The 19,832-nt window shown below is 54.0% G+C and carries 17 protein-coding genes; 13 read left to right on the plus strand and 4 right to left on the minus strand.

The features are described 5' to 3' along the window. Nucleotides 1-3 precede the first annotated feature (3 nt). Both DKK66_RS11745 and fabG read left to right on the plus strand, forming a co-directional pair. Nucleotides 4-1,635, plus strand: coding sequence for an ABC-F family ATPase (locus DKK66_RS11745; RefSeq protein WP_131358240.1), 1,632 nt, complete (start codon nucleotides 4-6; stop codon nucleotides 1,633-1,635). A 266-nt stretch (nucleotides 1,636-1,901) separates the two neighbouring features. Further along, entirely contained in the window at nucleotides 1,902-2,642 is a 741-nt protein-coding gene (gene fabG / locus DKK66_RS11750; RefSeq protein WP_131358243.1) for a 3-oxoacyl-ACP reductase FabG, read from the plus strand. A 150-nt stretch (nucleotides 2,643-2,792) separates the two neighbouring features. On the opposite strand, the gene cysB is transcribed toward fabG, so the two are convergent. Further along, nucleotides 2,793-3,737 carry an HTH-type transcriptional regulator CysB gene (gene cysB / locus DKK66_RS11755; RefSeq protein ID WP_062787463.1) on the minus strand — a complete coding sequence of 315 codons (945 nt, stop codon included), beginning with the start codon at nucleotides 3,735-3,737 and terminating at the stop codon, nucleotides 2,793-2,795. Between the two features lie 122 nt (nucleotides 3,738-3,859). Here cysB and DKK66_RS11760 point away from each other — a divergent pair, with 122 nt between their 5' ends. The 8 genes from DKK66_RS11760 (at nucleotide 3,860) to ispH (ending at nucleotide 13,074) form a co-directional block, all read left to right on the plus strand. After that, nucleotides 3,860-4,564: a phosphoadenylyl-sulfate reductase gene (locus DKK66_RS11760; RefSeq protein ID WP_131358246.1), complete on the plus strand. Its 705-nt coding sequence runs from the start codon at nucleotides 3,860-3,862 to the stop codon at nucleotides 4,562-4,564. Between the two features lie 46 nt (nucleotides 4,565-4,610). Further along, nucleotides 4,611-6,269 (plus strand): nitrite/sulfite reductase, encoded by a 1,659-nt coding sequence (locus DKK66_RS11765; protein ID WP_131358248.1) that lies wholly within the window; start codon nucleotides 4,611-4,613, stop codon nucleotides 6,267-6,269. Beyond that, the gene (locus DKK66_RS11770; RefSeq protein WP_045847599.1) at nucleotides 6,253-6,765 is read left to right on the plus strand and encodes a DUF934 domain-containing protein; all 513 of its coding nucleotides are present in this window, start codon (nucleotides 6,253-6,255) and stop codon (nucleotides 6,763-6,765) included. Before DKK66_RS11765 ends, DKK66_RS11770 begins: the two co-directional genes overlap by 17 nt. 238 nt (nucleotides 6,766-7,003) lie before the next feature. Beyond that, nucleotides 7,004-7,678: an OmpA family protein gene (locus tag DKK66_RS11775; protein WP_131358251.1), complete on the plus strand. Its 675-nt coding sequence runs from the start codon at nucleotides 7,004-7,006 to the stop codon at nucleotides 7,676-7,678. 130 nt (nucleotides 7,679-7,808) lie between these two features. Continuing rightward, a complete protein-coding gene (locus DKK66_RS11780; protein WP_131360990.1) occupies nucleotides 7,809-8,744 on the plus strand; it encodes a bifunctional riboflavin kinase/FAD synthetase in 936 nt (311 codons plus the stop codon). Next, nucleotides 8,741-11,527 carry an isoleucine--tRNA ligase gene (gene ileS / locus DKK66_RS11785; protein WP_131358254.1) on the plus strand — a complete coding sequence of 929 codons (2,787 nt, stop codon included), beginning with the start codon at nucleotides 8,741-8,743 and terminating at the stop codon, nucleotides 11,525-11,527. The genes DKK66_RS11780 and ileS overlap by 4 nt, the downstream gene beginning before the upstream one ends. A 71-nt stretch (nucleotides 11,528-11,598) precedes the next feature. Then, nucleotides 11,599-12,090, plus strand: a complete 492-nt coding sequence (lspA, locus tag DKK66_RS11790; protein WP_231588895.1) for a signal peptidase II — start codon at nucleotides 11,599-11,601, stop codon at nucleotides 12,088-12,090. A gap of 48 nt (nucleotides 12,091-12,138) precedes the next feature. Beyond that, on the plus strand, nucleotides 12,139-13,074 hold the full coding sequence (ispH, locus tag DKK66_RS11795; protein ID WP_045847594.1) for a 4-hydroxy-3-methylbut-2-enyl diphosphate reductase: 936 nt from the start codon (nucleotides 12,139-12,141) through the stop codon (nucleotides 13,072-13,074). Between the two features lie 66 nt (nucleotides 13,075-13,140). Here the strand turns inward: ispH and iclR are convergent, their stop codons facing one another. Beyond that, complete coding sequence (gene iclR, locus DKK66_RS11800) at nucleotides 13,141-13,986, minus strand: glyoxylate bypass operon transcriptional repressor IclR (RefSeq protein ID WP_131358257.1); 846 nt, start codon at nucleotides 13,984-13,986, stop codon at nucleotides 13,141-13,143. Nucleotides 13,987-14,287: 301 nt separating this feature from the next. Between iclR and gcl the strand changes: the two genes are divergently transcribed. From gcl to DKK66_RS11815, 3 genes are read left to right on the plus strand one after another with little or no spacing between them, the layout of a single operon-like run. Next, complete coding sequence (gene gcl / locus DKK66_RS11805) at nucleotides 14,288-16,033, plus strand: glyoxylate carboligase (RefSeq protein WP_131358260.1); 1,746 nt, start codon at nucleotides 14,288-14,290, stop codon at nucleotides 16,031-16,033. Nucleotides 16,034-16,092: 59 nt separating this feature from the next. Beyond that, complete coding sequence (hyi, locus tag DKK66_RS11810; protein ID WP_131358263.1) at nucleotides 16,093-16,869, plus strand: hydroxypyruvate isomerase; 777 nt, start codon at nucleotides 16,093-16,095, stop codon at nucleotides 16,867-16,869. Nucleotides 16,870-16,894: 25 nt separating this feature from the next. Further along, nucleotides 16,895-17,782, plus strand: a complete 888-nt coding sequence (locus tag DKK66_RS11815; protein WP_131358266.1) for a 2-hydroxy-3-oxopropionate reductase — start codon at nucleotides 16,895-16,897, stop codon at nucleotides 17,780-17,782. Between the two features lie 179 nt (nucleotides 17,783-17,961). Here the strand turns inward: DKK66_RS11815 and DKK66_RS11820 are convergent, their stop codons facing one another. Next, complete coding sequence (locus tag DKK66_RS11820) at nucleotides 17,962-19,203, minus strand: urate hydroxylase PuuD (RefSeq protein WP_131358269.1); 1,242 nt, start codon at nucleotides 19,201-19,203, stop codon at nucleotides 17,962-17,964. Nucleotides 19,204-19,232: 29 nt separating this feature from the next. Beyond that, entirely contained in the window at nucleotides 19,233-19,586 is a 354-nt protein-coding gene (uraH, locus tag DKK66_RS11825) for a hydroxyisourate hydrolase (protein WP_131358272.1), read from the minus strand. Between the last annotated feature and the right edge of the window lie 246 nt (nucleotides 19,587-19,832).

Consider the following 19,832-nt stretch of genomic DNA (forward strand, 5'->3'; position numbering starts at 1 on the left):
AGCGTGATTACGACAAGCAACATTACCATGCAGTTTGGCGTGAAGCCTTTGTTTGAAAAGGTTTCCGTCAAGTTTGGCGAAGGCAACCGTTATGGCCTGATTGGTGCCAACGGTTCCGGCAAATCGACTTTCATGAAGATTCTGGGTGGCGACCTGGAGCAGACCAGCGGTGAAGTGGCCATTGAGAACGGCCTGCGACTGGGTAAGCTGCGCCAGGACCAGTTTGCCTACGAAGACCAGCGCGTCATCGATGTGGTGATGATGGGCCATACCGAGATGTGGGCGGCAATGAGCGAGCGTGACGCCATTTATGCCAATCTCGAAGCCACCGAAGAAGACTACATGCACGCGGCCGAGCTGGAGGCCAAGTTTGCCGAATATGATGGCTACACTGCCGAAGCACGTGCCGGCGAACTGCTGATGGGTGTGGGCATTCCGGTGGAGCAGCACTTTGGTCCGATGAGTGAAGTGGCACCTGGCTGGAAGCTGCGTGTGCTCCTGGCGCAGGCGCTGTTCTCCAACCCGGACATCCTGTTGCTGGACGAACCGACCAACAACCTGGACATCAACACCATTCGCTGGCTGGAGCATGTGCTGAACGAGCGCAACTCCACCATGATCATCATTTCCCACGACCGCCACTTCCTGAATTCCGTATGTACCCACATGGCGGACCTGGACTACAACACCATCCGTATCTATCCGGGTAATTATGATGACTACATGATTGCCTCGGCCCAGGCTCGCGAACGTCAGCTGTCCTCCAACAGCAAGGCCAAGGAACGTATCCAGGAACTGCAGGAATTCGTGGCCCGTTTCTCGGCCAACAAGTCCAAGGCGCGTCAGGCTACTTCCCGTCTGAAGCAGGTGGACAAGTTGAAGTCGGAAATGGTGGAGGTGAAGCCTTCCAGCCGCCAAAACCCGTTCATCCGTTTCGAGACCGACGACAAGTTCAAGCTGCACCGTCAGGCTGTTGAAGTGGAAAGCCTGAGCAAGGCCTACGACAGCAAGGTACTGTTCAAGGACATGAGCTTCATTCTGGAAGCAGGTGCCCGTCTTGCCGTGATTGGCCCTAACGGCGCAGGTAAAACCTCGCTGGTCAAGCTGCTGGCTGGTGCATTCGAACCCGCTTTTGCCGAAGGGCTGACTGCAGACTACGGCAATATCAAATGGGCGGAAAAAGCCCAGATCGGTTATTTCGCACAAGACCACGAAGCCGACTTCGACACCGACATGAACCTGACCGAGTGGATGCGCGAGTGGGGACAGGAAGGCGACGACGAGCAGGTCATTCGTGGCACGCTGGGTCGTCTGCTGTTCGGCGGTGACGAGGTGACCAAGCCGGTACGTGTTCTCTCCGGTGGTGAAAAGGGCCGCATGCTGTATGGCAAGCTGATCCTGCAAAAGCCGAACGTGATGATCATGGACGAACCGACCAACCACATGGACATGGAGTCGATCGAATCCCTGAACATGGCGCTGGAAAAGTACAAGGGCACGCTGATTTTCGTCTCGCACGACCGTCAGTTCGTCAGCTCGCTGGCTACCCATGTGCTGGAGCTGGATGGCAAGGGTGGTTATGACTATTACACTGGCAATTACGAAGACTACCTGGCCAGCAAGGGTCTGGAATAAGCCGGAAATCGCTCTTTATTCAATGCCTTTGTCCTGTTGACAGGCGGGCTAGAGCGATTGCTTTACCGACGGGAGCAGGTGCGCTATATTGCAGTGCGACATCGTGTTGCGCTGCAAAATAGCACACGATGCTCCCTTTTTTTGTAGCAAAAACATAATAACGACAAGACCAAACAGGAACCCGATCTTGAATGGGTCGATGGTGGAGCCCGAAAGTCGACCCGACACCGGGTTGCCTGCAACCTCAAGTTAATGAAGGAAGAACCATGCGATTGAAAGGGAAAGTCTCCATCATCACTGGCGCTGCCAGCGGTATCGGTAAGGCGACTGCAGAGAAGTTTGTCAAGGAAGGTGCCATTGTTGCCGTCTGTGACCTGAACATCGATGCCGTGAATGTTGTGGTGGAAGAACTCAAGGCTCAGGGCGGGGAAGCTGTAGGCTACCTGGTCAATGTCACGGACAAGGCGCAGATTGCCGATATGGTTGGCGATCTGAAAAACCGTTTTGGCCGCATCGACGTGCTGGTTAACAATGCTGGTATCGTGATGGATGCCCAGCTGATCAAGATGACCGACGACCAGTTCGACAAGGTGATCGACATCAACCTGAAGGGCGTTTACAACTGCGCCCGCGCCGTGGTGGATACCATGGTTGAACAGGGTGGCGGTGTGATCCTGAACGCCTCCTCCGTTGTTGGCGTATATGGCAACTTTGGCCAGACCAACTACGCAGCCACCAAGTTTGGCGTGATCGGCTTTGTCAAAACCTGGGCCAAGGAATTGGGCAAGAAAGGCATCCGTGCCAACGCCGTATGCCCGGGCTTTGTGGCAACGCCCATCCTGAAATCCATGCCGGAAAAAGTCATCCAGGCCATGGAAGACAAGGTGCCGATGAAGCGTATGGCAGATCCGAGCGAAATCGCCAACGTCTATGCCTTCCTGGCATCGGACGAAGCCAGCTACATCAATGGTGCTGCCATTGAAGTAACCGGCGGCCTGACTCTGTAAGCAGCAGTTCGACGCAGCAAAAACGCCCCGGCATGCCGGGGCGTTTGCTTGTCGGAGCGTTGAGCCTGCTGTGTGCAGTGGCTAATAAAATAGTACTGCGCCCCTGAAGCAGGAAGGCGCAACGCTGGAATGTAGGGGTGTTGTCGGGTCTTAGTCGTCCAGGTCGCTGTCATGGGCAAGCAGGGCTGCTTCCACTTCACGGCGGTGCAGATGCGGCGCAAACAGTTCGACAAAGGTATAGGCAAAGCCGCGCAGGTAGGCGTCCTTGCGAATGCCGATCTTGGTAGTGGACGGCTCGAACAGATGTCCTGCGTCAATAATGCGCAAGCCGGCATCGCGATTGGGCTCGAATGCCATGCTGGCGATGATGCCGATGCCCAGGCCCAGGGCAACATAGGTCTTGATCACATCAGTATCGATGGCGGTCAGCACGACATTGGGGCTGAGGCCCTGGTCGGCAAAGGCTTTGTTGATCTTTGAACGGCCGGCAAAGGCAAAGTCGTAGGTGACAATCGGATAGCTGGCGATGTCAGCCAGGGTGAGCGGGCGATCCAGCTGCAACAAGGGGTGGTCTTGCGGGACAACCACCGAGCGGTTCCACTCATAGCAAGGCAGCATGGCCAGCTCTTTATAAAGAGCGATGCCCTCGGTGGCCACGGCCAGGTCCGCCTCGCCGGAAACCACCATCTCGCAAATCTGGGTGGGGCTGCCTTGCTTGATCGACAGCTTGACCTTGGGATAGCGTTGCACGAAAGCGGCAATGGTGGGGGGCAGGGCATAGCGTGCCTGGGTGTGGGTGGTGGCAATGGTGAGTGCACCTTCCGATTCGCGCGAAAATTCATCCCCCACGCGCTTCAGGTTTTGCGCTTCGCGCAGGATGCGCTCGGAAATGCGCAACACTTCCTTGCCCGGTTCAGATACCGAAACCACGCGCTTGCCATTGCGGATGAACACCTGGATGCCCAGCTCGTCTTCCAGCAAGCGGATTTGTTTGGAAATGCCCGGTTGCGAAGTGTGCAGTTTCTCTGCCGCTTCGGACACGTTCAGACCCTGTTTGGCCACTTCGACCAGATAGCGCAGCTGTTGCAGTTTCATAAGACGGGCATATTCCATAAAACCTGTAGGCATTAAATACTAACACAATATTCTTTTAGGTTTATATAGGGCTTGGGTAGGATGATGCCCTAGCCAGACTTTACCTATTCGTGGAGCGCTCGATGAGCCTGGATGTAAAACTTGCAGCAACTCAAGCCCTGTTGACCGAAATTGCCGCCAAACACCCTGACGCAGTGCTGGCCAACAGCTATGGTGCCGAAGACATGGTGCTGACCGACCTGATCGCCCGCCTGTCCCTGCCGCTGCAGGTGTTCAGCCTGGACACCGGTCGCCTGCCTGCCGAAACCTATTCCCTGATGCAGCAGGTTGCCGAGCGTTACCCTGCGGTAGCGGTCAAGGTCTACTTTCCGGAAACCGCGGCGACCGAAAGCTATGTCAACACCCATGGCATCAACGGTTTCTATCAAAGCGTCGAATTGCGCAAGTCCTGTTGCCAGATCCGCAAGATCGAGCCGCTGAAGCGCGCCTTGGCAGGCAAGTCGGCATGGATCACCGGCCTGCGACGCGAACAGTCGCCCACCCGGCAAGATCTGGGTAATCAGGAGTTTGACGCAGACAACGGCTTGATGAAATTCAATCCGCTGATCGAGTGGACCGAGGCCGAAGTATGGGAATACATCCGCAGCAACGATGTGCCGTACAACGCCCTGCATGATCAGCGATATCCCTCCATTGGCTGCGCCCCTTGCACCCGCGCGATCACCGTTGGCGAAGATGTGCGAGCCGGACGCTGGTGGTGGGAAAACCCGGAATCGAAAGAGTGCGGACTGCACATCAAATCCAGTCCTCTCAAGCGCCCAGCATAAGGCTGGCCGTTCCTACCAGGCCAACCTTACCCAAGGACAAGCAACCATGTACCGTTATGATGAAGTAGACCATCGCATTGTGCGCGAGAGAGTTGAACAGTTTCGCGATCAGACCCAGCGCTTTCTGAGCGGCGCGCTGACTGAAGACGAATTCCGCCCACTGCGCCTGATGAATGGCCTGTATGTGCAGCGCCATGCGCCCATGCTGCGCGTGGCCATTCCCTATGGTCACCTGTCCAGCCGTCAACTGCGCAAGCTGGCGCACATTGCCCGCACCTACGACAGGAACTACGCTCACTTCACCACGCGTCAGAACATCCAGTTCAACTGGCCGGAACTGGCGCGCGTGCCGGATATTCTGGCTGAACTGGCCGAAGTGGAAATGCATGCCATCCAGACTTCGGGCAACTGCGTGCGTAATACCACCACGGATGCCTTTGCCGGCGTCGCCCAGGACGAATTGCTCGATCCGCGTGCCTACTGCGAAATCATCCGCCAGTGGAGCACCCTGCACCCGGAATTTGCCTTCCTGCCGCGCAAGTTCAAGATTGCCGTATCCGGCAGCGTGGAAGACCGTGCCGCAACGCAAGTACACGACATCGGCCTTCATGTAGTGCGCAATGAGGCGGGTGAAGTCGGCTTCAAGGTGATTGTCGGCGGTGGTCTGGGGCGCACCCCGATTGTTGGCGAAGTGGTGAAGGAATTCCTGCCCACCCGCCATCTGCTGACCTATCTGGATGCGGTGCTGCGCGTTTATAACCGTTTTGGTCGCCGTGACAACAAGTACAAGGCGCGGATCAAGATTCTGGTCAAAGCCATGACTGTTGAGGGCTTTGCTGCCAAGGTCGAAGACGAATGGCTGCATCTGAAAGATGGCCCATCCACCCTGCGCGATGTGGATGTGGCCCATTACGCCAGTTACTTCACCGATCCGGCCTATGAGGTGCTGCAGTCCAATCCGCCAGAACTGACAGAAAAACTGGCTGCAGAGCCTGCATTTGCCCGTTGGCTGGAGCGCAACACCCGTCCTCACAAACAGGCCGGTTATCGTTCTGTCGTACTGTCATTGAAGAAGACCGGCGTACCGCCGGGCGATATCACCGCAGAACAGATGGACGCCGCTGCCGACTGGGCGGACCGCTTTGGCTATGGTGAGCTTCGTGTGGCGCATGAGCAGAACCTGATCCTGCCGGATGTACGCGAACGGGACTTGTATGAAGTATGGCAACTGGCCAAGAGCCAGGGCTTTGCCACCCCCAATGTCGGTTTGCTCACCGACATCATCTGCTGCCCTGGCGGTGACTTCTGCAGCCTGGCCAATGCGCGTTCCATTCCGGTTGCTGAAGCCATCCAGACCCGCTTTGAGGATCTGGATTACCTGTTCGACCTCGGCGAGATTGATTGCAATTTCTCCGGCTGCATGAACGCTTGCGGTCACCATCACATCGGTAATATCGGCATTCTTGGTGTGGATAAGAATGGTGAGGAGTGGTATCAGATTACGCTGGGCGGCAGTCAGGGAAGTCATACCACCATCGGCAAGGTAATCGGCCCCTCCTTTGCCCAGGCTGATGTGCCACTGGCTTTTGAAAAAATCATGACGGTCTATCTGGAGCAGCGCACAAACGGAGAGCGCTTTATTGAAACCGTACGCCGTATCGGCCTCGACCCCTTCAAGGAGCGCGTGTATGCGAAGCATCATTAAGGATGGACAAATTACGCAGGACAGCTGGCAGGTATTGCGTGCTGATGAGCAAGGCCAATACCCGCAAGTGGCTGCGGATGTCGATGTGATCGTTCCCCTTGCATTGTGGCTGGCGGACAAGTCTGCCTGGCAGGGCCGGGTTGGCAAAACGGCAGTGTGGCTGGCTCCAGATGCCGATCCGGCCTTGTTGGCCGCTGATTTGCCGGACTTGCCTCTGGTTGCGGTCGATTTCCCGGCCTTTACGGATGGTCGCGGTTACAGTCTCGGTCGCTTGTTGCGGGAGCGCTACAGCTATGCCGGTGAGCTAAGAGCGCTCGGCGACGTATGGGTGGATTTGCTGCACTATCTGTGGCAAGTCGGCTTCAATGCCTTCGAAATCAAGGATGGCAAGGACACTGATGGTGCGCTGGCCGGATATGACACCTTCACGGAACGTTACCAATCGACACACAGGGAACCTGTTCCGCTGTTTCGTCGGCGTGTAACATCTCAGTGATAGTGTCGTGTGAATGAGACAGAATGACGGCTTGGCTGCAGATTTATGATGCTTTTCTGCAACAATTCCGCTGCTTTTGCCGTCGTGCTGTGTTGACACCGGATAGACGCATTTCTATAGTGCCCGTTAACTGCATAAACACAGTTTGGCGCTTACCCTGTTGTTTGCAGTAGAATTGTCCGCGTGGTGTTTGCGTCAACCGCATCAATACCGATTCATAGATAAAAGAGGGAATAATATGACTAAACAGCTGAAACTGAGCGCCTTGGTTGCTGCTCTGCTGGTTTCCGCTAGCGCGTTCGCAGCTAAGCCGGGCTACACCGTTGATCAATCCACCGATGCCGTTTCCCGTAATAACTATGGCGAATGCTGGCATACCGCTTACTTCGACAAGGCCAAGGACGGCCTGGTTGAGTGTGGTGATCGCGAAGCTGCCAAACCGGCTGCTCCGGTAGCTCAGGCTCCGAAGGCTGCTCCGGTTTCTGTGAAGGAACACGTAACCCTGTCCGCCAAGGTTCTGTTCAACTTCGACAAGGCTACCCTGCGTCCGGATGCCAAGAGCGAACTGGATCCGCTGGTTGCCAAGCTGAAGGCTCACGCTGGTGAAGGTCATCTGAACGGTGTTGAAATCGACGGTTACACCGACTTTATGGGTTCCGACAAGCTGAACAACGCTCTGTCCCAGAAGCGTGCTGATGCTGTTAAGGCTTACTTCGTTGACGCTGGTGTACCGGCTGAGAAGGTTACTGCCGTAGGCAAGGGCAAGGCTGATGCCAAGATGACTGACGAGTGCAAGGCCAAGTTCCCGAAATACGCCAAGAACAAGAAGCAGAATGCAGAAATCAAGGCCTGCATCGAGCCGGATCGTCGTGTTGATGTTGTAATCGACGCCGTTAAAGTTACCACCAAGTAATTTGCGCTGGTAAACACCGAAAAGCCCCACAAACGTGGGGCTTTTTTGTTTTGTCACTTCTGATTACATGGCTGGACGCTACTGCTTGCCGGCGGCTACAATCTTAAGTTTTCAGGATGCTAGGCGTCAGATGCAGGTATTTCTAGGAGATCCACGACGTTTCGGGCTCGCTGGCTGTGCATTGACCATTGGGAACTTTGATGGCGTGCATCTTGGCCATCAGCACATGCTGCGGCGTCTCAAGGACGAGGCTACCGCGCGCGCCTTGCCCACAGCCTTGCTGACATTCGAGCCGCATCCTCGTGAGTTCTTTACCCGAAGTAATCCTCCCGCCCGCTTGTCCACCTTGCGCGACAAGCTGAATGTCCTGCAAGCCTCTGGCTTGCTGGATTATGTGTTTGTCTTTCGCTTCAATCAGCGTTTTGCGAGCATGACTGCGCAGGATTTTATTCAGGATGTTCTGGTGCGGGACCTGAAAACGCGCTATCTGCTGATCGGCGATGACTTTCAGTTTGGTGCTGCGCGCCAGGGCAATTTTCAACTGCTGTCCGCCTGTCCGCATTTTGTGACTGAAGCGATGCCATCGGTTCTGGTACAGGGAGAACGCGCATCCAGCACGCTGGTGCGCGAACGACTAGCCATGGGAGACCTGGACGCAGCCAATGCATTGCTGGGACGGCGCTACCAGATCTCTGGCAAGGTCATGCATGGGCAAAAGCTGGGGCGCACCATTGGTTTCCCCACGGTCAATGTGCATTTGCCACACCTGAAACCCGCTTTGCAAGGTGTGTTTGTGGTAGAAGTAGATACCCCGTTCGGACGCAAGGGCGGGGTGGCCAGTCTGGGGCTCAACCCTACGGTCAGCAGTAGTAGTGACTACAAGCTGGAAGCGCACCTGTTTGATTTTGCCGGCGATCTCTATGGCCAGCGTGTCACGGTGCATTTCCTGAAGAAGTTGCGCGATGAAGAGCGCTACGACAATTTACCGGCATTGGTAGCGCAGATAGAACGAGACGCTGCCAGTGCCCATACTTATTTGACCAGTTTGCAGCGAGAGCAGGCATGAGCATCGATTACCGTAAAACCGTCAACCTGCTGGATACCCCGTTCGCCATGCGAGGGGATCTGGCCAAACGCGAACCTGCCTGGGTCAAGCGTTGGCAGGAACAGAAGCGCTATGACAAAGTGCGCAAATTGTCTGCCGGTCGCCCGAAATTCATCCTGCATGATGGCCCGCCGTATGCCAACGGCGACATCCATATCGGTCATGCGGTCAATAAGGTATTGAAAGACATCATTGTCCGCTCCAAGACGCTGGCAGGTTTTGATGCCCCCTATGTGCCGGGCTGGGACTGCCATGGTCTGCCGATCGAGCTGATGGTGGAGAAGCTGCATGGCAAATCCATTCCTGCCGCCAAGTTTCGCGAGCTGTGCCGCGAATATGCCAAGGAGCAGATTGCCCGTCAGAAGAAGGACTTCATTCGTCTGGGCGTACTGGGTGACTGGGAGAATCCCTACCTGACCATGGATTTCAAGACCGAGGCTGATATCGTGCGCACCCTGGGCACGATTTACAGCAACGGTTATTTGTTCAAGGGCGAAAAGCCCGTGCACTGGTGCATCGAGTGCGGCTCCGCACTGGCTGAAGCCGAGGTTGAGTACGAAGACAAGAACTCCCCGGCAATCGATGTTGGTTTCCGAGTGCTGGATCAGGACAAGCTGGCAGCTGCATTCGGCCTTACTGCCGAGCAGGTGGCTGGTGCCATGGCCGTTATCTGGACCACCACACCGTGGACACTGCCGGCCAACCAGGCGGTGGCAGTCAGTGCCGCGCTGACTTACCAGTTGATTGATACCCCCAAGGGCAAGCTGATTCTGGTCAAGGAACTGGCCGAGTCTGCACTGCAGCGCTACGGCTTTGCCGATGCCAAGGTGCTGGCAGAGACTACCGGCGACAAGCTGGAAATGCTGCAATTGCAGCATCCGTTCTATGGCCGCAGCGTGCCTGTCATCTGTGGTGACCACGTCACTACCGATGCCGGTACCGGTCTGGTGCATACCGCCCCGGCACATGGCCTGGAAGACTTCCAGGTCGGTCAGCAATACGGCCTGCCGATTGATAACCCGGTTGCCGATGATGGCCGCTACAAGTCCACTACCGAACTGTTTGCCGGTCTGTCGGTATGGGAAGCCAATCCCAAAGTCATCGAAACGCTGGAACAGCATGGCACCCTGATTCATCAGGCCCGTTTGCTGCATAGCTACCCGCATTGCTGGCGTCATAAGACACCCATCATCTTCCGTGCGACGGCCCAGTGGTTCATCGGCATGGACAAGCAGGGCAAGGATGGCGTGGCACTGCGCGAGCGTGCCAAGAGCGCGGTCGATGCAACCGAATTCTTCCCGGCATGGGGGCGTGCGCGCCTGGAAGCCATGATTGGTAACCGTCCGGACTGGTGTGTATCCCGCCAGCGCAATTGGGGCGTGCCGATGACCTTCTTCGTGCACAAGGAAACGGGCGAGCTGCATCCGCGTTCGCTGGCCTTGCTGGAAGAAGTGGCACTGCGCATCGAACAGCAGGGTATCGAAGCCTGGTTCAGCCTGGATGCACAGGAGCTGCTGGGTAGCGAAGCCGCCGAGTATCGCAAACTGTCCGATACCCTGGACGTGTGGTTCGACTCCGGCTCTACCCACTTTGCCGTGCTCAAACAGCGCCCGGAACTGGCTTGGCCTGCCGACCTGTATCTGGAAGGCAGTGACCAGCACCGCGGCTGGTTCCAGTCTTCCCTGCTGACAGGTTGCGCCACCATTGGTCGCGCACCGTACAAGCAATTGCTGACCCATGGTTTCGTGGTGGATGGCAAGGGCCTGAAGATGTCCAAGTCCAAAGGTAATGTCGTAGCGCCGCAAAAGGTGAATGACAGCCTGGGCGCCGACATTCTGCGTCTGTGGGTGGCCTCCACCGATTACTCCGGTGAACTGGCGATTTCCGATGAAATCCTCAAGCGGGTGACCGAAAGCTACCGCCGCCTGCGCAATACCCTGCGCTTCCTGCTGGCCAACCTGTCGGATTTCGATCCGCTGGAAAATGCCGTGCCGTTTGGTGAAATGCTGGAGCTGGATCAATACGCCCTGCTGATGGCGCGTCAGGTTCAGGAAAAAGTGGCGGGCGAACTGTACACCCGTTATGCCTTCCACCATGCCATGCAGGAAGTGGTGAATTACTGCTCGGAAGATCTGGGTGCTTTCTATCTGGACATCATCAAGGACCGTCTGTACACCACCAAGGCGGACAGTCATGCCCGCCGCAGTGCCCAGACAGCGCTCTATCATCTGAGCCGCAGCTTGCTGTTGTTGATTGCACCGGTATTGTGCTTCACCGCAGATGAAGCCTGGGAAGTCCTCACCAAGAGTGAGGAAGAGTCCACCCTGTACCACACCTGGCATGAGTTCCCTGCACTTACCGCGGCCAGCGAGCAAGCCTTGCAGCAGAAGTGGCAAGCCATTCGCAGCCTGCGCGCCCAGGTCAACAAGCAGATTGAAGAGCTGCGCAGTGCCGACCAGCTGGGTTCCTCCTTGCAAGCCGAGCTGGATATCGAGGCCGCCGGTGATTTGTACCAGCAACTGGCCAGCCTGGGTGACGACCTCAAGTTTGTGCTCATCGTATCGGCCGCGCGCGTCCGTGAGGCCGAAGAGACTCGTATCACCGTGACACCTTCTGCACACCAGAAATGTGATCGCTGCTGGCACTATCGGGCCGATGTAGGGTCTCATGCCGGTCATGGCGCAGTATGTGGACGTTGCGTCGATAATATCGATGGCAAGGGTGAAGTCAGAGCGCACGCCTGATTGTTCCCGAGCATCCCCCGGACAGGTTCCGGGGGATAGACCGGTAAGGAAGTCATCAAATGGAATCTGTCATGCAGGTGCCTCACGCCAGAGTCTGGAGTAAATGGATGGGGCTGGCATTGCTGGTCATCGTTCTGGACCAGCTCTCCAAGATTTATTTCAATACGCAGTACCAGTTTGGTGAGATGCGGGATGTCATTCCCGGCTATTTCAGCTTCACCCTGATTTACAACCCGGGCGCTGCATTCAGTTTCCTGCGTGATGCAGGTGGCTGGCAGAAGTACTTGTTCACCCTGCTGGCGCTTGGTGTTTCAGCCTATCTGGGCTGGAACATCATCAGGGGGCGCTTTAGCCGTCTGATGAATATTGCTGCCAGCTTCATCATGGGCGGTGCAATCGGGAATGTGATAGATCGGCTGGCCTATGGTCATGTGGTCGATTTCATCCTCGTGCATTACCAGCACAGCTGGTATTACCCTGCTTTTAATCTGGCAGATTCCTTCATTTGTGTCGGTGCCGTGCTGATGGTGCTCGACAGCCTGAAGCAACCCAGAGCGCATTGAACCTGTTTTTGCCACCCATCGTGTGGTGGCGTTTTGCAAGGACTACAGATGACGAAGACCATTATGCTGGCCAACCCGCGTGGCTTTTGTGCCGGGGTGGATCGGGCCATCGCCATCGTCGAGCGTGCCATCGAGAAGTTTGGCGCTCCCATTTATGTCAGGCATGAAGTGGTGCACAACCGCTTTGTCGTGGAAAACCTGCGTGCCAAAGGTGCCATTTTCATCGAAGAGCTGAAAGACGTACCCGCCGGCAGCACACTGGTGTATTCCGCTCATGGTGTGCCGCTGGCTGTGCGTGCCGAAGCCGAGGCGCTCGGCTTGCAAGTGTTTGACGCAACCTGTCCGCTAGTGACCAAGGTGCATGTCGAGGTGAAGCGCATGCACAAGGCCGCGATGGAAATCATCATGATTGGTCATGCCGGCCATCCTGAAGTCGAAGGAACCATGGGGCAGGTGGATAGCGGCATGTATCTGGTGGAAAGTGTTGAAGATGTTGCCCGCCTTGAAGTGCGCAATCCTTCGGCGCTGTCTTATGTCAGTCAGACCACGCTTTCCGTCGACGAGACACGGGACATCATCACAGCACTCAAGCAGCGCTTTCCCGCCATTACCAGCCCGAAAAAGGACGATATCTGCTATGCCACGCAGAATCGTCAGGATGCGGTCAAGGTACTGTCCGACCAGTGCGACATCATCGTGGTAGTTGGCTCGCCCAATAGCTCCAACTCCAATCGCCTGCGCGAAGTTGCTGCATTGCGAGGCGTGGACGCGTATATGGTGGACAATGCTTCTTTGCTCAAGCCAGAGTGGTTTGACGGCAAGCAGCGGGTTGGTGTCACTGCGGGGGCTAGCGCTCCGGAAGTGCTGGTCCAGGCGGTTATCGAACAGATTCGCAGCTATGGTGCTGAAAGTGTGTCTGAACTCAGTGGTGTGGAAGAGTCCACCGTGTTTGCCTTGCCACCAGGTTTGCGAGATCCGCAATAGTTTTGGTTCATCCAGTCAAAGAAAAGGCTCTGCATTGGCAGAGCCTTTTTTATTTGGCGGCGGCAATCAGCTGGGCTTTCTTGCTTTTCCGCCATACAAACGGGTGATTTCGCCAGCAGCCCGCATCACCAGAGAGCCCAGGTGGGTGATGCGCTCATCTGGAATGCGCGATGCAGGTCCGGAAACCGAGATAGCGGCAAACGCATTGCCAGATTCATCGTAAATGCAACTGGCAACACAGCGCAGGCCAATCGCATGCTCACCGTCATCAACAGCAAATCCCTGTTTATGGATTTGTGCCATCTCCTCTTTCAGCTTTGCCGCGGTCGTGATGGTATTCCCGGTAAACAGAGGCAGACCGGTCTTCTGCAAGATGCGCCCAATGTGCGCTTCATCCTGCGCTGCGAGAAATGCCTTGCCTGCTCCTGAGGCATGCAGGGGAAGTCGTCCGCCTATCGGTGCGAGCATGCGCATCAGCTCGCGGCATTGCACTTGTCCCACCACGACGCTTTGCCAGGCGTCAGTGTCGAAAACCACCAGATTGCTGGTTTCACCCGCCGCCTCCATCACTTGTCGCAAGATCGGCATTGCCAGCGTGGGCAAGTCGCGGCTGTTCAGAAAGCCACTCCCGACGGTAAAGGCGCGGACGCCTATGCTCCACAGCCCCAGCTCTCCAGTCTGTTGAACAAAACCCATTTGCTGCATGGTGGTCAGCAAGCGATGTGTCGTGGAGTTTGGCAGCCCGACCTGCATCGAAAGGTCGGTCAGCATGATGCCAGCTGGTGCTTCTGCAATGCGCTCAAGCAAAACCAGCCCCCGGGTTAGCGATTGTACTTGGCCTGTGCCGGCCACCTGGCCATCGGTACGCTTGCGTATATTGCCACGGGCGGGAAGTGTATCGGCTTTGCTCATAAATCCTCGTTGTTGATTGTGGATCGGGCGCTGTGTGCTGTGCAATTTTACGCCTTAGGTACAGCTGAGTGTAATAACTGCCTGGATAGGAGGTTTTCAAGTTTGAAAAGTAATGAATTGGTCTGTTTTTCCATAAATACAAATTCGATAACTTGATGAAAATAAACGATATTTAATGTAAATTTATAAAAATGGAAACCACTTCCATTTGCCATTGACTGAAAATTGTTGCGCAGGATAGTCTCCAAACAAATAGGCTGCAACCAGTGTGGTGAGGCCTGCTTAACCCAGGAGCTATCCAATGGCCAAAATGCGAGCAATCGAGGCTGCAGTACACGTGCTGATCAAGGAAGGGGTGACCACTGTCTTTGGTGTACCCGGTGCTGCGATCAATCCCATGTATGCCGCCATGAAGAAGATAGGTGGCATACGCCATTTTCTGGCACGCCATGTTGAAGGTGCATCGCACATGGCAGAAGGTTTTACGCGGGCACGGGCTGGCAACATCGGTGTCTGCATTGGTACCTCAGGTCCGGCAGGGACCGACATGATTACCGGCTTGTACTCGGCAGCAGCGGACTCCATTCCCATCCTGTGCATAACCGGGCAAGCACCACGCTCACGCTTGCACAAGGAAGATTTCCAGGCAGTGGATATCAAGGAAATTGCACGTCCGGTATCCAAATGGGCGACTACCGTGATGGAAGCTGCGCAACTGCCAGGCGCATTGCAACAGGCATTTCATTTGATGCGTTCAGGGCGCCCTGGTCCGGTATTGCTGGACCTGCCTTTTGATGTGCAAATGACTGAAATTGAATTCGATCCGGAAACCTACCAACCGATACCGGCATTCAAGCCACGTGCCACGCGTGCACAGGTTGAAAAGGCACTCGCAATGCTGTTGGACGCCGAGCGTCCGGTAATTGTCTCTGGTGGTGGCGTGATCAATGCCAATGCCTCCGCAATGCTGACCGAGTTTGCCGAAATTGTTCAGATTCCGGTGATTCCTACCCTGATGGGATGGGGCTGCATTCCTGATGACCATCCGCTGATGGCCGGTATGGTGGGACTGCAAACCTCACATCGCTATGGCAATGCCACTCTTCTGGCTGCTGATTTTGTCTTTGGTATTGGAAACCGCTGGGCCAACAGGCATACCGGCTCGGTCGAAGTCTATACCCAGGGCCGCAAATTCGTTCACATCGACATTGAACCCACCCAGATCGGACGGGTATTCGCCCCCGATTTTGGTATCACCTCTGATGCTGCCATGGCATTGGAACTAATGATTGAAGTGGCACGTGAATGGCGCGCCCAAGGGCGCTTGACCATTCGGCATGACTGGCTGCAGGCGTGCCAGCAGAGAAAGGCCAGCATGTTGCGACGTTCGGATCACGCCGACACGCCAATCAAACCGATGCGCGTGTATGAAGAGATGAATCGCCATTTTGGGCGCGATGTCCGCTATGTCAGCACCATCGGTCTGTCGCAGATTGCTGCGGCCCAGTTCCTGCATGTTTATCAGCCTCGCAACTGGATCAACTGCGGCCAGGCTGGACCACTGGGCTGGACCATTCCCGCGGCGCTTGGTGCCAAGGTAGCGGATTCCACACGCGAAGTGGTCGCCATCTCCGGGGATTATGACTTCCAGTTCATGGTGGAAGAGCTCGCCGTCGGCGCGCAGTTCCGCATCCCATACATTCATGTGTTGGTTAACAACAGCTATCTGGGGCTTATTCGCCAGGCTCAACGCCAGTTCGATATCGACTACTGCGTACAACTGAGTTTCGAGAACATCAATGCTCCAGAGCTTGGTAGCTATGGTGTTGATCACGTCAAGGTAGTGGAAGGATTGGGCTGTAAAGCAGTACGAGTGACTGACCCGGAGCAGCTGGCAACAGGCTTTGCCGAGGCACGCCGCTTGATGGAAGCATTCTCTGTACCGGTTGTAGTCGAGGTCATCCTTGAACGGGTCACCAATATTGCCATGGGTACTGAAATCAATGCCATCAACGAATTTGAAGATATTGTCGATTTGACCGTGTAAGTCGGCAATAACCATGTGGCCGGCAAACTTGACCGGCCGACATCCTGTGGGAGAGTCCTATGCCAAGATTTGCCGCCAACCTCACCATGCTGTTTAACGAAGTAGATTTTCTGTCACGTTTTCAAGCCGCAGCCAAAGCCGGATTTCGGGGAGTTGAGTACCTGTTTCCCTATGGTTACGACAAACAGCAGCTGGCTGAGCTATTGGATAAGCACCAGCTAGAACAAGTACTACACAACCTTCCGGCAGGTAACTGGGCTGCTGGTGAGCGTGGAATCGCTTGTCTGCCTGACCGTAAAGCAGAATTTCAGGATGGCGTTGGCGAAGCAATCAGCTATGCAAAAGTGCTTGGATGCCGTCAATTAAACGTTCTGGCAGGTATACGCCCCCAAAATGCAGACCCCGATGTCGTACAGGAGACCCTGCACAACAACCTGCGTTTTGCTGCAAAAGCCTTGAAAGCAGAAGGGATCAAGCTATTAGTCGAGCCTATCAATACATTCGATATTCCCGGTTTTGTGGTGTCACGAACCCGACAGGTACTCGCCATGATACGGGAACTTGGCTGCGACAATCTGTATGTCCAGTACGACATTTATCACATGCAACGTATGGAAGGAGAGTTGGCCCAGACACTGCAGCTACAACTACCGCATATCGCACATATCCAGCTGGCAGATAATCCGGGCCGGCACGAGCCTGGCACGGGCGAAATCAATTATTCCTTCTTGTTCAGTTTCTTGGACCGAATTGGATATCAAGGGTGGATTGGCTGCGAATACAAACCTAAAAGTACTACCGTCGCAGGCCTGGGCTGGATGACGCAGTACCAGTAAGTTTGATTAAAACGAGGAGACATAGATGAAAAAAATTGGATTTATCGGACTAGGCATCATGGGTGCTCCTATGGCCAAACACTTGATAGAAGCTGGCCATTCACTATTCGTCAATTCACGCAGCGGCGTACCTCAGTCTTTGGCAAGTTATCAGCTTACTGTTTGTGACAGTGGGAAACAGGTCGCTGAGTTAGCCAACATCATTATTCTGATGCTGCCAGATACCCCAGATGTGGGAGCCGTATTGTTTGGGGCCAATGGCGTGGCTGAAGCAAATCTTAGCGGCAAGGTAGTCGTGGATATGTCATCCATTTCTCCGATTGAAACCAAGAAATTTGCCAGTCGGATAGAGCAATTGGGTGGGCATTATCTAGATGCTCCAGTCTCTGGGGGGGAAGTGGGAGCACGTGCAGCCAGCTTATCTATCATGGTAGGAGGGCCACAGCCTGTCTTCGAGCAAATGCTACCCGTATTGCAATTGATGGGGAAAAATATCACCAGGGTTGGTGGCAATGGAGATGGTCAAACTGCCAAGGTAGCCAATCAAATAGTAGTTGCATTGACTATCGAGGCGGTGGGTGAGGCACTACTGTTTGCCTCGCGTGCAGGAGCTAACCCTGAAAAGGTAAGGCAGGCGCTACTTGGAGGCTTTGCTTCTTCCAAAATACTGGAAGTGCATGGTGAACGTATGGTAAAGCGGACATTTGATCCAGGATTCCGAATTACATTGCATCAAAAAGATCTCAATCTGGCGCTAAGCAGCGCCCAGCAAATGGCATTGGCCTTACCTGTAACGGCACTGGCGCAACAGTTGTTTAATAGTTGTGTTGCTCAAGGTGGTGGGTCTTGGGATCATAGTGCAATGGTACGTGCGCTGGAGAAACTATCTGATTATTCTATTTCAGCACAGTAGTTTTGAAATAACGATTTGTTGATAGTGTATTACGATCGGGGTGGATTTATCCACCCCATTTTATATTACAAGTTGAATGGATTGAAAATGCACCGCAATCCTGGTTGATGGAAAATGGTTGAAAATAAAAAAAGGTGAAACTGATTAAAGTTTCACCTGGATAAAAGAGTGCCTGTTCCTTATGGTGCCCACTGTGAAATCTGAAGTCGCTCCTCGTCGCTCATTTTTGTCAGATTGGCCAAGGGCATGTATTTACTGGCTACTACTTGTTTGATTTTGATGTGATGTCTTTGGATATCCTGATCATTATCAAGTAGTATGCCTGCCGGCGCGGCACTAAATCCGACTTGCGTGGGCCTTGCTGAATGGCACGAAACGCAGCGCTCTTGCAGGATGCGACTGACCATATGGATATTATTGCTTGTAGCAGGCAAGGATTTGTTGTCATTGCTATTGCTACTCCTTGTTTCTGTCGGGACTGTTTTGATGTCAGTGGGTGCCGCTATCATTCCAATGACAAACAAGAGAATTCCACTGGCCGCTGGTAAAGTCAGCATATTCTGACCTTGGTGGCGTAGCACAAAATACTGTCTGATTAGTGCCCCGGACAGAATGAATAGCGTCATGATGAACCACGATGTCTCATTACTGTAAGCAAAGGCATAGTGGTTGCTGATCATCAGAAAAACCACAGGTAGTGTAAAGTAGGTATTGTGCACAGACCGTTGTTTTCCTCGCTTACCATCCAGTGGGTTGGGTTGTTCTCCGGAGTTAAGTGCTTTTACCATTCTTCGCTGACCTGGAATGATCCAGAAGAATACATTTGCAGACATACATGTTGCCATGACCGCTCCTGTCAGAAGGAATGCAGCACGCCCTTGAAATACATGACTGCTGAAGTACGCGACTCCTGACATCAGAATTGCAACAGCGATGCTCAAGAGGCCATCTCTTTGCATTTCTGGACTGATACGGCGGCATAACTCGTCGTAAAGCAGCCATCCAACAATAAGTAATGCAAGTGCAGCTACACCGGCTTCTCCTGGGGTCAATACTGCTGCCCAAGCCCAGGGGCTTGCCGGGTTAACCAGATAGACAGAAGCATTGCTCAGGTATAACAAGCAGAACAAGGCAAAGCCTGAAAGCCAAGTAGTGTAAGACTTCCAGAATGACCAGTGTAGCTTTTCATCTAAAGGGAAAGGAGGGTGGGTCAGATATTTCTGATTGTGGTAGAAGCCACCACCGTGTACCGATGACATTTCACCAATCAAATCATAGCGTGAATCCTTTTCTTCATTTGGCTTTGTCAGGCTGTTGTCTAGCATGACGAAGTAAATTGATTCACCGATCCAGGCAATGGCGGCAATGACATGCAACCAGCGTAGCAGCAGGTTGCCAAACTCCGTGAGATAGCTTTCCATAAGTTTTTTCCTGATAGAAAGAATGGTAGTCAGCTGCCGCGGTAAGTTGAGTACGTCCATGGTGTGACAATTAGTGGGACATGATAATTTTGACTGGTGTCGGCAATACCAAAGCGCAGTATTACACGGTCTATAAAACTGGGCTGAGCCAGTTTTATGCCTTGCGCAATAAAGTAATCACCTGCATAAAAGATCAGTTCGTAGATGCCGGTTTTCATCTCATCACCGTTCAATAAAGTCTTGCTGCTCCGACCATTCTCATCGGTATGCTGCTGACACAGCAGGCTCCGTTTTTCTTCTGTTACACGGTATAGCTCGAAGTACATCCCCTTTGCGGCCCGACCATGCATGGTGTCCAAAACATGTGTGGAAATATGTCCCATTATTGTCTCCTGGGTAAGAAAGTCCTGTCTTTTAGTTCAGCTTGAATTCATTTTTTAGGGTTGTTGTAAAGCATGAATCTGGCGATATTGTTTTGTTTTTGTGGTAATTGTCAATATTTGAATGAAGGTGCATGCCATGTTGTGGCAAGTAGAAAAGTGAAACACCATCCTTTTTGATGAGTAAGTAAATTCTTCACTTCAATGGCACTATCTCTCATCCGGTTAAGCGTAAATGCCGATAGGCTA

It is taken from the genome of Aquitalea sp. USM4, from assembly GCF_004328945.1.
GTDB lineage: Bacteria > Pseudomonadota > Gammaproteobacteria > Burkholderiales > Chromobacteriaceae > Aquitalea > Aquitalea pelogenes.

Bases quoted from the DNA above. Each gene is read 5' to 3' on its own strand.
- DKK66_RS11765 (WP_131358248.1), top strand. From the start codon at position 4,611: ATGTACCGTTATGATGAAGTAGACCATCGCATTGTGCGCGAGAGAGTT.
- uraH (WP_131358272.1), bottom strand. From the start codon at position 19,586: ATGGGACATATTTCCACACATGTTTTGGACACCATGCATGGTCGGGCC.
- DKK66_RS11780 (WP_131360990.1), top strand. From the start codon at position 7,809: ATGCAGGTATTTCTAGGAGATCCACGACGTTTCGGGCTCGCTGGCTGT.
- DKK66_RS11770 (WP_045847599.1), top strand. From the start codon at position 6,253: ATGCGAAGCATCATTAAGGATGGACAAATTACGCAGGACAGCTGGCAG.
- DKK66_RS11775 (WP_131358251.1), top strand. From the start codon at position 7,004: ATGACTAAACAGCTGAAACTGAGCGCCTTGGTTGCTGCTCTGCTGGTT.
- iclR (WP_131358257.1), bottom strand. From the start codon at position 13,986: ATGAGCAAAGCCGATACACTTCCCGCCCGTGGCAATATACGCAAGCGT.
- ileS (WP_131358254.1), top strand. From the start codon at position 8,741: ATGAGCATCGATTACCGTAAAACCGTCAACCTGCTGGATACCCCGTTC.
- gcl (WP_131358260.1), top strand. From the start codon at position 14,288: ATGGCCAAAATGCGAGCAATCGAGGCTGCAGTACACGTGCTGATCAAG.
- hyi (WP_131358263.1), top strand. From the start codon at position 16,093: ATGCCAAGATTTGCCGCCAACCTCACCATGCTGTTTAACGAAGTAGAT.
- DKK66_RS11820 (WP_131358269.1), bottom strand. From the start codon at position 19,203: ATGGAAAGCTATCTCACGGAGTTTGGCAACCTGCTGCTACGCTGGTTG.
- fabG (WP_131358243.1), top strand. From the start codon at position 1,902: ATGCGATTGAAAGGGAAAGTCTCCATCATCACTGGCGCTGCCAGCGGT.
- lspA (WP_231588895.1), top strand. From the start codon at position 11,599: ATGCAGGTGCCTCACGCCAGAGTCTGGAGTAAATGGATGGGGCTGGCA.
- DKK66_RS11815 (WP_131358266.1), top strand. From the start codon at position 16,895: ATGAAAAAAATTGGATTTATCGGACTAGGCATCATGGGTGCTCCTATG.
- ispH (WP_045847594.1), top strand. From the start codon at position 12,139: ATGACGAAGACCATTATGCTGGCCAACCCGCGTGGCTTTTGTGCCGGG.
- DKK66_RS11760 (WP_131358246.1), top strand. From the start codon at position 3,860: ATGAGCCTGGATGTAAAACTTGCAGCAACTCAAGCCCTGTTGACCGAA.
- cysB (WP_062787463.1), bottom strand. From the start codon at position 3,737: ATGAAACTGCAACAGCTGCGCTATCTGGTCGAAGTGGCCAAACAGGGT.